This is a genomic window from Paracoccus spongiarum (assembly GCF_030732095.1).
GTDB lineage: Bacteria > Pseudomonadota > Alphaproteobacteria > Rhodobacterales > Rhodobacteraceae > Paracoccus > Paracoccus spongiarum.
In genome coordinates this window covers 1-14,549 of record NZ_JAVAMQ010000018.1, presented here as the reverse complement: position 1 = coordinate 14,549, position 14,549 = coordinate 1, and the positions used below count along the sequence as shown (strand labels likewise).

Here is a 14,549-nt window from a genome sequence, read left to right as displayed (position 1 = left end):
GCGAGAATGCTAGAATTCGACCTGCGGGTTCGCAGAGTCTGGCCCGCATGAGGAAATGAATAGGGTTTGGCGATCTGGTCCTGTGGTGGCACGATATTTCTCCTCTGGAGGGGAGAAAAAACCATGCCAACCATCAACGGAAATACAACCATCGCATTGGACGGGGTCACGCCCATTTCGGTGGGCGGAGTTCAGTATTATGAGTGGTTCGATCAGTTTCTTGATGGAGCCTTTTTCTTCGCGCCGAACCCCGGCCCGGTCCTGACCGTGAACCTGTCGGGCGAATGGAACGCCTCGACGCTGCGCGTTTCGGGGCAATTGGCGGCAAGGATCAACGACGCGGCCAGCGGCGAGCGGCGGCTTGAGGCGATCCTGTGCAGGAACGAGGCAGACGATGTGATCACCCTGACCCGGACGGCTGTCGACGTCATCCGGACGGGCAATGGCAACGATACCGTCAGCCTCGGCGGCAGTTTCTGGGTCGCGTTGCTGGAAACCGGTGAAGGCAATGATCGGGTCACCCTGAACAACGGCCGCTGGCTGGGCGCGATCGATCTTGGCAACGGCGCCAACCGGCTGGTGGCCGATGATCGTGGCGCCGGGATCGAGTCGATCAGGGCCTTCGACGGCAGCGACAGCATCACCGTCCGCGGCGGGGCGGGTGCAATCGCCACTGGCGGTGGTGCAGATGTAATCCTGACCGGTCTGCGATATGTCGGCACGATCAACGGCGGCAGCGGCAATGACCGGATCACCACCGGAGGTGACGCGCAATTCGTGCATGGTCAGGACGGCAACGACATCATCGCGACGGCCGCCGGCGGCTGGTCGCAGGTGGTCGCCGGCGAGGGCGGCAATGACCGCCTGTCCGTGCGCGGCGAGGCGACGCTGATCGATGGGGGTGACGGGCGGGATGTCATTTCCACAGGCGCAGGCTGGGTCGGCACGATCGATTCCGGCAGCGGCGCTGACCGCGTTGTGCTGAACAGGGGCGGGACGAACTATGTCAATCTTGGGCGCGACGCCGACACCCTGATCGTAAAGGCACAGGCCGACCCCGACCATCGGGTGATTGTGGCAGGGTCCAGCAGCGTATCGACCCCGCGCGACCGCGACAGCGATACGGTCAACCTTGCGGCCTTCCGCACCGCCATCCAGGCCGATCTGGACAGCGGATATGTGAATTCCAACAGCGGCGGGATGCTGTTGAGGGAGATCGAGCATCTGGTCGGCGGCCGCCAGAACGACCTGCTGTCAGGCAACCACGAGGACAACCGGCTGTCGGGCGGCGCGGGGCGCGATACGCTGGTCGGCGGCGCAGGGGCGGACAGCCTGATCGGCGGTGCGGCGGCGGACAGTTTCCGGTTCACGTCGGATGTGGACAGCCGCGCCGATGGGATCCTGGATTTCAGCCGGACGCAGGGCGACCGCATCGATCTGCGCGGCATCGATGCCGACGAAAGCCGCGGCGGCGATCAGAATTTCGCGTTCCTCGGCGCGCGGCGGTTCAGCGGAGACGAAGGTGAATTGCGCGCCGTCAGGTCGGCCGGGCAGACAACGATCACCGGCGATACCGATGGCGACCGCCGGGCGGATTTCATCGTCATCCTCGATGACCCGCTGACCATGCTGGAGCGGGATTTCGTTCTCTGACCGCGCGCGCGCAATCGGCGCGGCCGGCCTACAACTCGTCGCGCCAGCGGTTCACCAGCGGATAGCGCCGGTCCAGCCAGAAGGCCCGGGTCGAGATGCGCGGCCCGGGCGCGGCCTGATAGCGTTTCCATTCGCTTTGATACAGCAGCTTCTCGACCTTGCGGACGGTGTCGGGATCGAAGCCCTGCGCGACCAGATCGCCGAGCGCCAGATCCTTCTCGACCAGACCCTCCAGGATCGCGTCCAGAACGTCGTAGGGCGGCAGCGAGTCCTCGTCCTTCTGGTCGGGGCGCAATTCGGCCGAGGGCGGCTTGTCGATGATCCGCTGCGGGATCACCTCGCCAGCGGGGCCCATCATCCAGTCGCGATGATTGGCATTGCGCCAGCGGCAGGTCTGGAACACGCGGGTCTTGTAGAGATCCTTGATCGGGTTGTAGCCGCCGGCCATGTCGCCATAGATGGTGGCGTAGCCGACCGCGACCTCTGACTTGTTGCCCGTGGTCAGCAGCATCTCGTTGAACTTGTTGGAAATCGCCATCAGCATCAGGCCGCGCAGGCGCGACTGGATGTTTTCCTCGGTCGTGTCGGGCGCGGTGCCCGCCATCAGATGCGCCAGCGCATCGCCCACAGCGTCGCGGGCGCCGTCGATGGGGACGGTGTCCAGCCGCGCCCCCAGCCGAGCCGCGCAATCGGCGGCATCGTCCAGGCTGGCCTGAGAGGTGTATTCCGAGGGCAGCATCACGCAGCGCACATTCGCGGGCCCGATCGCGTCCGCGGCGATTGTCGCCACCAGGGCCGAGTCGATGCCGCCGGACATGCCCAGCAGCACCTTGCGAAAGCCGGACTTGCGCAGATATTCGCGCAGGCCCAGCATCATCGCGTGGTAATCCTGTTCCCAGGCATCGGGCTGCGGCGCCATCAGGCCGGGCGCGGCGGTCCAGCCCTCGGACTCGCGGGTGAAATCCACATGGGCCAGCATCTCGGCGAAGGGCGGCAGCTGCACGGCCTTGCGGCCGCCGGGGTTCAGCACGAAGCTGGCGCCGTCATAGAGCTGATCGTCCTGCCCGCCGACCATGTTGACATAGACCAGCGGCAGGCCGGTCTCGACCACGCGCCCGACCATGTGGCCCATCCGCAGGTCCAGCTTGTCGCGGTGATAGGGGCTGCCATTCGGCACGATCAGGATCTCGGCCCCGGTCTCGGCCAGCGTCTCGGCCACGTCGGGATACCAGCTGTCCTCGCAGATCGGGCTGCCGATGCGTGCCGCGCCGACCGGATAGGGGCCGCTGATCGGGCCGCTGTCGAACAGCCGCAATTCGTCGAACAGCTGCTTGTAGGGCAGGTGGTGTTTCAGGACCCGCGCGACCAGCCTGCCGTCGCGGAAGATCCAGTAGGCGTTGTAAAGCCGGTCGCCGTCGCGCCAAGGCCCGCCGATGCCGAGGGTCGGCCCGCCGGTGCAGGCCTCGGCCAGCCGCAGGATCGCGGCCTCGGCCTGCCGGGTGAAGGCGGGTTTCAGCACCAGGTCCTGCGTCTGGTAGCCGGTGATGAACATCTCGGGCAGGGCCAGCATGTCCGCGCCCGCCTCTCGCGCGGCCTGCCACGCCTCCTGCGCCTTCTGCGCGTTGGCGGTCAGATCGCCGACAGTGGCGTTCAGCTGTCCGATGGTCAGCCGGAAGCGGTCGGTCATGGCGCAGCCCCTGTTGCCTGTGGCCCGTTGTCTCTCGCGCCCGTGATAGGCGATGGCGGAGGAAAGGAAAAGTCGGGCTTTGCGCGGGCCGGCCGCATGGGGTAGACCAAGGGGCAAAACGCGAAGGGCATGGGCGATGAGGCGGGCAGCGATAAGGGCGGGTGCGTTGGCGATGACGCTGATGGCGGCGACGGTCGCGGCCGAGGCGCAGGTCATCACCAAGCAGTATGACGATGGCGGCGTCTACGAGGGCACGTTCCGCAACGGCCGCCAGCATGGCCAGGGCAGCTATACCCTCCCAAGCGGCTATCGCTACGAGGGCGACTGGGTCGAGGGCGAGATCCTTGGCCAGGGCCGCGCGAATTTTCCGAACGGATCGGTCTATGAGGGCCAGTTTGCCAAGGGCAAGCCGGATGGCCGCGGCAAGATCACCTATGCGGATGGCGGCACCTATGACGGCGACTGGATCGGCGGCGAGATTACCGGAAAGGGCGAGGCGCGCTATGCCAACGGCTCGGTCTATGTGGGCGATTTCGTCAAGGGGCTGCACCAGGGCAAGGGGGTGCTGACCCAGCCGAACGGCTATCGCTACGAGGGCGACTGGAATGCCGGGGTCAAGGAAGGCCAGGGCCGCATCACCTATCCCGACGGGGCCATCTACGAGGGCGGGATGCTGGCCGGCCAGCGGGCCGGCAAGGGCAAGCTGACGATGGCCGACGGGCTGGTCTATGACGGCATCTGGTCGGCTGGCCAGATGTCGGGAACGGGCCTTCTGGTGCAGGCAACCGGCGACCGCTACGAGGGGCAGATGCTGAACGGCAAGCGCGAGGGGGCGGGCATCGCGACCTATGCCAATGGCGATGTCTATGACGGCCAGTTCAGGGCCGACCGCCGGCACGGGCAGGGCACCTTCACGGGCACCGACGGCTATGTCTATGCCGGCGACTGGGCCGAGGGCCGCATGGAGGGGCGCGGCCGGATCACCTATCCCGATGGCTCGGTCTATGAAGGGCAGATGAAGGACGACCGCCCCGATGGCCGCGGCAAGATCACTTATCCCGACGGCTCGACCTATGAGGGCGCCTGGGTCACCGGCGTGATCGAGGGCGAAGGCAAGGCCAGCTATGCCAATGGCATGGTCTACGAGGGCGGCTTCCGCGAGGCGCGAAACGACGGCCAGGGCCGGATGTCCTATCCCGACGGCTATGTGTATTCGGGCGCATGGAAGGACGGCCAGCGCCACGGCGAGGGGCAGGCCACCTATCCCGACGGCACCGTCTACACCGGCGGCTTCGTCAACGGGCTGCGCGAGGGGGCGGGCAAGCTGACGACGCCGGACGGCTTCGTCTACGAGGGCGGCTGGGCGGCGGGCGAGATCGACGGGCAGGGTGCCGCGACCTACGCCAATGGCGACCGCTACGAGGGCAATTTCGAGGCCGGCAAGCGTCAGGGTCAGGGCGTGATGCGCTATGCCACCGGGCAGGTTGCCTCGGGCGAGTGGCGCGACAACCGGCTGATCGAGGCCGACGCCCCGGCGGCCGGTGGCGCCGCGCCCGCGGCAGGCGCGGGCGGCGATGCGTCGGCATCCCCCTCGGGCGAGGCGCCCGCGCTGCCCGACGATGCCGCGCCCGGCGCTGATCCCGCTCCCGCCACGGCGACCACCGGCACGGCGACCACAGGCGCGGCAGGCACGCAAACCCCGGACAGCGGGGCCGACGGCGGCTGATCGCCGCGCGCTGCGGGCAGGGCGCGGGGGGGAATGCGGTTGCGTCCGGCGCCCGGCATCGCCTAACCTGCAGTCTTTGCCCAGTCACCGAGGCCCCTGATTGCTGCCCCCCCGCCCGTTTCCCGATACCGCCCCCACTCATCACGCCGATCTTCTGGCCGCTCCGTCACGCCTGCGGGCCCTCACCTCGTCGCAACTTCTGGACAGCCTTCCCGAAGCATCCTTCGACCGCATCCTGCGCGTCGCGACGCATCTTCTGGGCGTGCCGGTCGGGCTTTTCTCGCTGGTCACCGACCGGCGGCAGTTCTTCAAGGCCCAGCAAGGCCTTGACGGCCCCGTTGCCGAGGCCCGCGAGACGCCCCTGACCCATTCCTTCTGCCAGTATGTGGTCAGCCTTGACCAGCCGCTGGCGGTCGCGGATGCGCGCCAAAGCCCGCTTCTGCGCGAGAATGGTGCGGTCAGCGACCTTGGCGTGATCGCCTATCTGGGCGCACCGGTGCACGGTCCCGGCGGCGAGGCGCTGGGGTCGCTCTGCGCGATCGACAGCGTGCCGCGCGACTGGACCGCCGAAGAAACGGCGGTGCTGGCCGATCTTGCGGCCATGCTGGAATCCGAGATCGCCCTGCGCCACGCGGCCCGCGAACGCCAGATGATCCTGGCGGAGATGGCGCATCGGTCCAAGAACCTGTTCGGCATCGTCGGCGCCATCGTGCGGATGAGCCGGCGCGACCATGACGACACCGGGGCGATGGGTGCCGAGATTGAAGGCCGCATCGAGGCGCTGTCGGCGGCGCAGGCGCTGAGCCTGCCGACCCCGGATGGCCGGTCGCTGGCCGGGGTCGCGGTTCCGCTGGGCGATCTGCTGGACCGGCTTCTGGCGCCCTATGTCGGCCTTGGCTCCCGGATCGAGACCGACGGCCCGCAGGTGGTGCTGGGTCGCGGCGGCCTGGCCAGCCTGTCCCTCGCGTTGCACGAGATGGCCACGAATTCGGTCAAGTATGGCGCGCTGGGCCGGTCGGGGCGGTTGCGGATCGACTGGCGGCGGCGCGATGGCGAGGTCGAGATCGACTGGATCGACGAGGTTCCGGGCATGGCTGCGGCCGCCGCCGGCGCCGCGAATCCGGCGGGTTTCGGCTCGCAGCTGTTCGAGCTGACCCTGGCCGGGCAGTTGGACGGGCGTTATGCCCCGCTTGCCGATGCGCCGGGCTGGGCGATGCGCATGGTCCTGCCGCTGCGGATGCTGGCGGCCTGAGGCGCCGCGCCGTCAGGGCGCGTTGCGCGGCATCGGCAGGGTGCCGCGGTCGTAATCCGACCAGTCCGTGATGTCGGGATAGAACTGCCGCCGCCACGCGCGCACACGGGGGTTCATCCGCGCCCGCCACCAGCGCGGCACCATCGCCACGAAGGTCATCGCAGGATAGCCAAGCGGCAGTTGCGGCGCCTCCGCCGTGCCATAGCTTTGCAGCAGCGGAAAGCGCCGGTCGGGCTTGTAGTGGTGATCCGAATGGCGCTGAAGGTTGATCAGCAGCCAGTTCGAGGCGGTATGGCTGGCGTTCCAGCTGTGGCGCGGCAGGATGTGTTCGTATCGCCCGTCGCCCAGATGGCGGCGGGTCAGGCCGTAATGCTCGACATAGTTCACAAGCTCCAGCTGCCAGACCGCGATGAAGGCCTGGAACAGGAACAGCAGCAGCCCCTGCGCGCCGCCCAGCGCCAGCGCCAGCCCGATCATCGTGATCTGCAGCGCGGCGTAGCGCCAGAAGGGGTTGCCGCGATGAAGGGGGCCGCGACCCGCGCGGGCCAGCCGCCGTGTCTCGGCCCGCCAGGCGCTGACCGGGGCTTCGCGCAGCACCCGCCCGAAAAAGCGATAGAACCCCTCGCCATAGCGGGCCGAGACCGCATCGCGCGGGGTGCCGACCCAGGAATGATGGACCAGCAGATGTTCGGTGCGGAAATGCGAATACAGCACGCTGGCCAGCAGCAGGTCGCCCAGCCAGCGTTCCAGCGGCGATTTCTGGTGCAGCAGCTCATGGGCATAGACGATGCCGATGCTGCCTGACAGCACGCCGATGCCGAAGAACAGCCCCAGCTTTTCCAGCCCCGACAGATGGCCGGACTGGGCGGCATACCAGATCGACCCGAAGATCGCGGCGGCCTGCAGCGGAAACCAGATGATCGTGACCGCCCGGTGCCAGACCAGCCGGCCGTCCCCGCCGTCGATGGCCGGGTTCTGCGGGTTCAGCCCCAGCACGCCGTCCAGCACGGTTGTCAGATACCAGGCATAACCGGGCAGCAGCATCCACCACAGACCGCCCCGCATCGCCGCCAGCACCACCAGCGGCAGCATCACGAGCGACATCCAGAAGGGCAGGGCAGGGGGCAGCCCGTTGCGTTGATCGGCGTTCATGGGGGTGATGTTACGTCGCGAAATCGGCCCGCGCCATATCCCAGACCTTGCGCATCAGCCCCGGCAGGGCGTTGCGGTCGATGTGACGCAGCGGCACCAGATGGCCGCGCCCCGGCGTGCCGTCCAGATCGCCCGCCAGCACCCGCAGGCTGAGGTTGAAATGGGTGAAGACATGCCGGACCTCGCCCAGGTCCCGCCAGTCTGCCGCGCCCGGCGGCGGCAGGTCGCGGCCGTCCCACAGCGCCGAGGGAAACGCCAGCGTGCCCCCCAGCAGACCCTTGGCCGGGCGTTCCTCCAGCAGCACCGCATCGCCCTGGAGGGCGACCCAGGCCAAGCCGCTGCGGTCGGGCTTTGCCGGCTTCGGGGACTTGCGGGGCAACGCGGTCGCGATGCCCTGCGCGCGGGCCTCGCACGCTTCGTTCAGCGGGCAGAAGCCGCAGGCGGGGTTGCGCGGGGTGCAGATCGTCGCGCCCAGATCCATCATCGCCTGCGCGAAATCGCCCGGCCGCGTTGAGGGCGTCAGTCGGGTGGCCAGCGCCGTCAGCTCGGGCTTGGCGGCCGGCAGCGGCGTGGCGACCGCGAAGAGCCGCGCGACCACGCGTTCGACATTGCCATCGACGACGGTCTCGGGCTGGTCATAGGCGATCGCGGAAATCGCGGCCGAGGTATAGGCGCCGATGCCGGGCAGGGCGCGCAGCCCCTCGCGCGTGACGGGGAATTCGCCGGCGGTCGCAACCGCGCGGGCGCAGGCCAGCAGGTTGCGCGCCCGGGCGTAATAGCCGAGCCCGGCCCATTCGGCCATCACCTGCGCGTCATCGGCGCGGGCGAGGTCCTGAACGGTGGGCCACAGCGCGGTAAAGCGCAGGAAGTAGTCGCGCACGGCGGCGACGGTGGTCTGTTGCAGCATCACTTCGGACAGCCAGACGCGGTAGGGATCGGCGCGGACCGAGGCGCCGGGCGGCACCCGCCAGGGCAGCACGCGGGCGTGGCGGTCATACCAGGCCAGCAAGGCCGGTGCGATCACCCTGTCGTCACGCAATTTTCAGCCCTCCCGCGATGTTGTGCGCTTTCATCCCTGCCGCCCGCTGACTAATGATGAGCGCGTGATAACCGATCAGGCGGGAATGGCACAGAGGCCAGACAGCACCAAGACCGCGCCCCGGCGCCGCAGGCGCGGCTTCGAGGCCGCCGCGTCCCTGCTGGGCGAGCGGGTCCAGAAGGCCGCCGAGGGGCGCGGCTTCGCCGTCAGCCGTCTGCTGACCCACTGGCCCGAGATCGCCGGCGAATCGCTGGCCCGCATGACCCGCCCGGTGCGCATCAGCCACGGCCGGGGCGGTTTTGGCGCCACGCTGACGCTGCTGACGACCGGGCCCTCCGCGCCGCTGGTCGAGATGCAGATGCCCCTGCTGCGCGAGCGTGTGAACGCCTGCTATGGCTACAACGCGATCCAGAAGATCGCCTTGACCCAGACCGCCGCCAGCGGCTTTGCCGAAGGCCAGGCGCAGTTCGCCCCGGCTCCGCGCCGCGAGGCGGCACCCGACCCTGCCGCCCGGGAACGGGCGCGCGATGTTGCCGCGCAATTCGACGATCCGGCGCTGGCCGAGGCGATGGCCTTGCTGGCGCTCAACCTCACTTCCCGAAGGAACCGAAAGGACATTCCATGCTGATCCGCTCTGTCGCCACCGCGCTGGCCCTTGTGCTGGCCTCGCCAGCGCTGGCCCAGGACGCCGCCGCCCCCGAGGCGGCGCAGGTCGAGACCTTGCCCGACATCGCCATGGGCGCCGAGGACGCGCCGCTGACGGTGATCGAATATGCCAGCTTCACCTGCGGGCATTGCGCGAATTTCCACGACCAGAACTGGCCGAAGCTGAAGGCCGAGTATGTCGATACCGGCAAGGTCCGCTTCATCCAGCGCGACGTGTATTTCGATCAGGTCGGCCTCTGGGCCGGGATCCTTGCGCGCTGCGGCGGCGACGACAAGTATTTTGCCGTCTCGGACATGCTGTTCGACGACCAGAAGAAATGGCTGGCGGGCGGGTCGGGCGACGAGATCGCGGCCAATCTGCGCAAGATCGGCCTGAAGGCCGGCATGACCGAAGAGCAGATGACCGCCTGCTGGGATGACGGCACCAAGGCCCAGCAGCTGATCGCGACCTTCCAGCAGAACGCGACCGCCGACAAGATCGAAGCGACGCCGACCTTCGTGATCGGCGGCGAGACCGTCCAGAACCAGCCCTGGGACGACATGAAGGCGATCATCGACGCCAAGCTGGCCGAGGCCGAGGCCGCGAACTGACCCTGCCTTGCCCGCGCGTCCGCCCCTGTCGGGCGGCGCATAGGCGAAGCTGCCCTCTGTGAGCGGCTGACCAAAGCTGCAACTTGGTCCGAGAGCGAGGCCGGGCTAGACTGGGCCCGGCTTTTTCAGCCAGTCAGAGTCACAGGGGACAGCACAGAATCATGATCAAGGAATTCAGGGAATTCATTGCGCGCGGCAATGTCATGGACATGGCCGTCGGCATCATCATCGGTGCCGCGTTCACGGCGATCGTCAGTTCGATGGTCGACGATCTCATCAACCCGATCATCGGTCTTCTGACCGGCGGCATCGACTTCTCGGACCAGTATCTGGTGATGTCGGGCAATGTTCCCGATGGCGCCAGCCTTGCCACCGCACGATCCTCGGGCGCTGCGATCTTTGCCTATGGGTCGTTCCTGATGGCGGTGCTGAACTTCCTCATCGTCGCCTGGGTGGTGTTCCTGCTGGTCAAGGCCGTGAACCGCGCCCGCGACATGGCGATTCCGAAAAAGCAGGAAGAGGTCGCCCCGGCCGGCCCCACGCAGGAGGAACTGCTGGCCCAGATCCGCGATCTTCTGGCGGCCCGCGCGGCCTGAGCATGACGGGGCGCCCGACGGCGCCGCCTGACCGCGGCGCCGTCGATCGTCGCGCGTGCCCTTACCCGGCCAGCAGCTGGTCGGGGGTGACCGCCTCGATCCCCAGGGCCTCGCCCACCGGCGGCGAGGTCAGCCGGCCCTGATGGGTGGACAGCCCGGCCCGCAGATGCGCGTCATCGCGGATCGCCTGCCGCCAGCCCTTGCCGGCCAAGGCCAGCAGGAAGGGCAGGGTGGCGTTGCCCAGCGCCTGGGTCGATGTCCGCGCGACCGCTCCGGGCATGTTGGCGACGCAGTAATGCACGATCCCGTCGACCTCGTAGACCGGGTCCTGATGGGTTGTGGCCCGCGAGGTCTCGAAGCAGCCGCCCTGGTCGATGGCCACATCGACCAGCACGGCGCCCTGCGGCATGGTCGAAAGCTGCGCGCGACTGACCAGCTTCGGCGCCGCGGCGCCGGGGATCAGCACCGCCCCGATCACCATGTCGGCCGTCTGGACCAGCTCGGCCGTCGCAGCGGCGCTGGCATATTGGGTGGTCAGCTTGCCCATGAAGATGTCGTCCAGATAGCTGAGGCGCGGAACGGACCGGTCCATGACCGTGACATTCGCGCCCATGCCGACCGCCACCCGCGCCGCCGCCGCGCCGACCACGCCACCGCCGATGATGACCACGTTCGCCGGACGCACGCCGGGCACGCCGCCCATCAGCACCCCGCGCCCGCCATTGGCCTTCTGCAGCGCCCAGGAACCCACCTGCGGCGCCAGCCGCCCCGCCACCTCGGACATCGGCGCCAGCAGCGGCAGGCCGCCGCGCGCGTCGGTCACCGTCTCGTAGGCGATCGAGGTGACGCCCGAGGCCAGCAGGTCCCGCGTCTGCGCTGCATCGGGCGCCAGGTGCAGATAGGTAAACAGCACCTGCCCCTCGCGCAACATCGCGCGCTCGGGCGCCTGCGGCTCCTTGACCTTGATGACCAGTTCCGCGACGTCAAAGACCGATTTCGCGTCCGGGGCGATCTGGGCGCCGATGGCTGTATAGTCATCGTCGGTGAATCCCGCGCCAAGCCCGGCGCCGGTCTCGATCAGCACGTCATGGCCGCGCAGGATCGCCTCGGCTGCCGCGAAGGGCGTCAGCCCGACCCGGAATTCCTGCGGCTTCACCTCTTTCGGGCATCCGATCCTCATCGCTGTCTCCTCCCCTCGTCATGGCGTTGCAACCGATCTCCATTCTGCCATCCCCGCCGCGAAAGGTGCTGCGAAGCTGGCCCGATCCTGCGGGACAGGCTGGAAGAATCCGGTGGAAATTTAGGCGATTGTCGAAGAACATGCGGCGATGTCTGATCTTGACGCAACAGACCGCCGGATTCTGGCCCTGCTTCAGAAAGAGGGTCGAATCAGCAATGCCGAGCTGGCCCTGCGGGTGCATCTGTCGCCCTCGGCCTGCCATCGCCGGGTGCAGCGACTGGAAGAGGCCGGCGTCATCTCGGGATATGTGGCGCTGCTGGACGCGCGGGCGCTGCGCCGCCAGACCACCGTCTTCGTCGAGATCACCCTGTCGGGCCAGGCCGACGAGGTGCTGGACGCCTTCGAGCGCGGCGTGCGGGCGATCCCGGATGTGCTGGAATGTCACCTGATGGCGGGAACGGCCGATTACCTGCTGAAGATCGTGGTCGAGGACACCGACGACTTTGCCCGCATCCATCGCCAGCACCTGTCGCGGCTTCCCGGCGTCGCGCAGATGCATTCCAGCTTTGCGCTGCGCACGGTGTTCCGCACCACCGCCATCCCGGTCTAGGGACCGCCCGACATGGAAAACCCCCGCATGGCCTGGCCAGCGGGGGTTTTCGGATTGCGCTGATCGCGTCGCCTTACAGCGCGCCTTCGCGCTGTGCCTTCTTACGGGCCAGCTTGCGGGCGCGGCGAACGGCCTCGGCCTTTTCACGGGCTTTCTTGACCGACGGTTTCTCGAAATGCTGCCGAAGCTTCATCTCGCGGAACACACCCTCGCGCTGAAGCTTTTTCTTCAGGGCACGAAGCGCCTGTTCGACGTTGTTGTCGCGAACATTGACCTGCATGTGGTTGTCACCACCTTCCTAGGTTAGAGTTGATAGATTGCAGGAAGCGCCCCCTTAACAGCGGCGGGCGCCTTTGTCCAGATGAGGCCGACATGACCGAACACGACCGCGACGCGCTGCTGGATGCGGCACTGCTGCATGTGCCCTTCGACGGGATGAACGATCGCGCCCTGATGGCGGGCGCACGCGATCTGGGACTGTCCGAGGCCGATGCCCGGGTCATGTTCCCGCAGGGCGGGGCGGGGCTGGCGGCGGCCTATCATCGCCGCCACGACGCCGAATTGCGCGACTGGCTGGCGGCATATCCGCCGCAAGGCAGGTTCAGGGACCGGGTCGCGGATGCGGTCTGGCATCGGCTGTCCGTCGTCGACCCCGAGATCGTGCGCGCCGGCGCGGCGATCCTGGCGCTGCCCAACCACGCGGCGCTTGCGGCGCGGCTGGTCTGGGAGACCGCAGACATCATCTGGACCGGTCTGGGCGACCGGTCCGACGATGCGACCTGGTATACAAAACGCGCCACCCTGTCGGGGGTGATCAGCGCCACCACGCTGTTCTGGATGGGCGACGAGTCCGAGGCGCAGGGGCAGACGCGCGAATTCCTGGATCGGCGGATCGAAGGCGTGATGCGCATCGAAACGCTCAAGTCGCGCTTGAGCAAGCTGCCGGGTGCGGCCATGCTGGGCCGCGCCGCCTTTGGCTGGGTCCGCGCGCCGCACGCACGCGACCTGCCCGGGCACATGGCGGGACAGAGGGCGGCCCGGACCACGACCACGACCGACTGAGGAGACCGCATGTTCCCCGACGCGATGAATGCCGTCGAGATCGCCGCCCCCGGCGATGCCGACGCGCTGCAGATGACACGCCGCCCGGTGCCGGTGCCGCGCCATGACGAGATCCTGATCAGGATCGCCTATGCCGGGGTGAACCGGCCCGACGTGTTGCAGCGCAAGGGCTCCTACGCGCCGCCGCCCTCGGCCTCGGACCTGCCCGGTCTCGAAGCGTCGGGCGAGATCGTGGGGCTGGGCGCCGGCGTCACGCGCTGGCGCAAGGGGCAGATGGTCTGCGCCCTGCTGCCCGGCGGGGGATATGCCGAATACGCCGTGTGCCACGCCGATCACGCGCTGCGCATTCCGCGCGGCATGAACCTGCGCGAAGGCGCCTGCCTGCCCGAGACGGCCTTCACCGTCTGGTCGAATGTCGTGCAGCGGGGCGGCCTGAAGGGCGGCGAACGGTTCCTGGTGCATGGCGGCACCTCGGGCATCGGCATGATGGCGATCCAGATCGCCCATGCGCTTGGCGCGCGGGTCTTCGCCACGGCGGGCAGCGATGCCAAATGCGCGGCAATCGCCGGGCTTGGCGCCACGGCGATCAACTACCGCAGCGAGGACTTCACCAAGCGGCTGGCCTCGGAAGGCGGCGCCGACCTGATCCTCGACATGGTCGGCGGCAGCTACATCCCGCGAAACGTGAGGACGCTGGCGCCGGACGGCCGGCTCGTGATGATCGCCTTCCTCGAGGGCCCCAAGGTCGAGTTGAACTTCGCCCAGATCATGGCGCGGCGGTTGACCCTCACCGGCTCGACCCTGCGTCCGCAGTCCGACACGGCCAAGGCCGAGATCGCGGATGCCCTGCGCAAGAAGCTGTGGCCGCTGATCGCCAGCGGCGCCGTCGGGGTCACCATCGACAGCCAGTTCGACCTCGCGGAGGCGTCCGACGCCCATCGGCGCATGGAGTCAAGCGAGCATGTCGGCAAGATCGTCCTGAAGGTTGCCGGCGACTGACCATCCGGCTGCGGCGGGCGCCTCCGGCGGGGATATTTGGGCACAGAAGATGAGGTGAGGCGCACACCCCGTTCCGGCGCACGTCCGGAAGGGGTGTGGCATCTCCTGTGACGGTCATCGGCGTCCCCGCCTGTACCGCATGGTCCTGATCGCATGAAATCGTTCAGAAAGACTGAATCCCGGACATCCTCTGTGCGAAAATATCCACGGGGAGTGCGGGGGCAGTCATGTTATATCCCAAAACTCCTGATACCTCTGTCCCAAAAGGTTTGATCTGCGAAGACCCACTAACTTCTCGGGCTTATCAGATATCGTCTCTGTCCTTCTCAGGGCAGG

Annotated in this window: 14 protein-coding genes; 9 read left to right on the top strand and 5 right to left on the bottom strand. The window is 68.0% G+C overall.

Going from position 1 to position 14,549, the window contains the following annotated elements; genetic code table 11:
• Window positions 1-123 precede the first annotated feature (123 nt).
• Entirely contained in the window at window positions 124-1,653 is a 1,530-nt protein-coding gene (locus Q5Y72_RS15730; protein WP_305964378.1) for a calcium-binding protein, read from the top strand.
• A 28-nt stretch (window positions 1,654-1,681) separates the two neighbouring features.
• Here the strand turns inward: Q5Y72_RS15730 and Q5Y72_RS15725 are convergent, their stop codons facing one another.
• Entirely contained in the window at window positions 1,682-3,340 is a 1,659-nt protein-coding gene (locus Q5Y72_RS15725; protein WP_305964377.1) for an NAD+ synthase, read from the bottom strand.
• 136 nt (window positions 3,341-3,476) lie between these two features.
• Here Q5Y72_RS15725 and Q5Y72_RS15720 point away from each other — a divergent pair, with 136 nt between their 5' ends.
• Together Q5Y72_RS15720 and Q5Y72_RS15715 are read left to right on the top strand one after the other, a co-directional pair.
• Entirely contained in the window at window positions 3,477-5,066 is a 1,590-nt protein-coding gene (locus Q5Y72_RS15720; RefSeq protein ID WP_371930847.1) for an MORN repeat-containing protein, read from the top strand.
• 100 nt (window positions 5,067-5,166) lie between these two features.
• Window positions 5,167-6,318, top strand: coding sequence for a GAF domain-containing protein (locus tag Q5Y72_RS15715; RefSeq protein ID WP_305964376.1), 1,152 nt, complete (start codon window positions 5,167-5,169; stop codon window positions 6,316-6,318).
• A gap of 12 nt (window positions 6,319-6,330) precedes the next feature.
• Here the strand turns inward: Q5Y72_RS15715 and Q5Y72_RS15710 are convergent, their stop codons facing one another.
• Window positions 6,331-7,470, bottom strand: a complete 1,140-nt coding sequence (locus Q5Y72_RS15710; RefSeq protein ID WP_305964375.1) for an alkane 1-monooxygenase — start codon at window positions 7,468-7,470, stop codon at window positions 6,331-6,333.
• A gap of 10 nt (window positions 7,471-7,480) precedes the next feature.
• Window positions 7,481-8,509, bottom strand: coding sequence for an A/G-specific adenine glycosylase (mutY, locus tag Q5Y72_RS15705; RefSeq protein WP_305964374.1), 1,029 nt, complete (start codon window positions 8,507-8,509; stop codon window positions 7,481-7,483).
• An 85-nt stretch (window positions 8,510-8,594) separates the two neighbouring features.
• Between mutY and Q5Y72_RS15700 the strand changes: the two genes are divergently transcribed.
• From Q5Y72_RS15700 to mscL, 3 genes are all read left to right on the top strand, one after another.
• Window positions 8,595-9,137, top strand: a complete 543-nt coding sequence (locus tag Q5Y72_RS15700) for a DUF721 domain-containing protein (protein ID WP_305964373.1) — start codon at window positions 8,595-8,597, stop codon at window positions 9,135-9,137.
• A complete protein-coding gene (locus tag Q5Y72_RS15695) occupies window positions 9,131-9,766 on the top strand; it encodes a DsbA family protein (protein WP_305964372.1) in 636 nt (211 codons plus the stop codon). Before Q5Y72_RS15700 ends, Q5Y72_RS15695 begins: the two co-directional genes overlap by 7 nt.
• A gap of 161 nt (window positions 9,767-9,927) precedes the next feature.
• Window positions 9,928-10,362 (top strand): large conductance mechanosensitive channel protein MscL, encoded by a 435-nt coding sequence (gene mscL / locus Q5Y72_RS15690; RefSeq protein WP_305964371.1) that lies wholly within the window; start codon window positions 9,928-9,930, stop codon window positions 10,360-10,362.
• Window positions 10,363-10,423: 61 nt separating this feature from the next.
• Here mscL and ald read toward each other — a convergent pair whose 3' ends face one another.
• Window positions 10,424-11,542 carry an alanine dehydrogenase gene (gene ald / locus Q5Y72_RS15685; protein ID WP_305964370.1) on the bottom strand — a complete coding sequence of 373 codons (1,119 nt, stop codon included), beginning with the start codon at window positions 11,540-11,542 and terminating at the stop codon, window positions 10,424-10,426.
• 148 nt (window positions 11,543-11,690) lie between these two features.
• On the opposite strand from ald, the gene Q5Y72_RS15680 reads away from it, so the two are divergent.
• Window positions 11,691-12,152 (top strand): Lrp/AsnC family transcriptional regulator, encoded by a 462-nt coding sequence (locus tag Q5Y72_RS15680; protein ID WP_305964369.1) that lies wholly within the window; start codon window positions 11,691-11,693, stop codon window positions 12,150-12,152.
• Between the two features lie 73 nt (window positions 12,153-12,225).
• Here the strand turns inward: Q5Y72_RS15680 and rpsU are convergent, their stop codons facing one another.
• The gene (gene rpsU, locus Q5Y72_RS15675; protein WP_022705914.1) at window positions 12,226-12,432 is read right to left on the bottom strand and encodes a 30S ribosomal protein S21; all 207 of its coding nucleotides are present in this window, start codon (window positions 12,430-12,432) and stop codon (window positions 12,226-12,228) included.
• 92 nt (window positions 12,433-12,524) lie between these two features.
• Between rpsU and Q5Y72_RS15670 the strand changes: the two genes are divergently transcribed.
• Together Q5Y72_RS15670 and Q5Y72_RS15665 are read left to right on the top strand one after the other, a co-directional pair.
• The gene (locus tag Q5Y72_RS15670; RefSeq protein WP_305964368.1) at window positions 12,525-13,214 is read left to right on the top strand and encodes a COQ9 family protein; all 690 of its coding nucleotides are present in this window, start codon (window positions 12,525-12,527) and stop codon (window positions 13,212-13,214) included.
• A gap of 9 nt (window positions 13,215-13,223) precedes the next feature.
• Entirely contained in the window at window positions 13,224-14,213 is a 990-nt protein-coding gene (locus tag Q5Y72_RS15665; protein ID WP_305964367.1) for an NAD(P)H-quinone oxidoreductase, read from the top strand.
• Window positions 14,214-14,549: the final 336 nt, after the last annotated feature.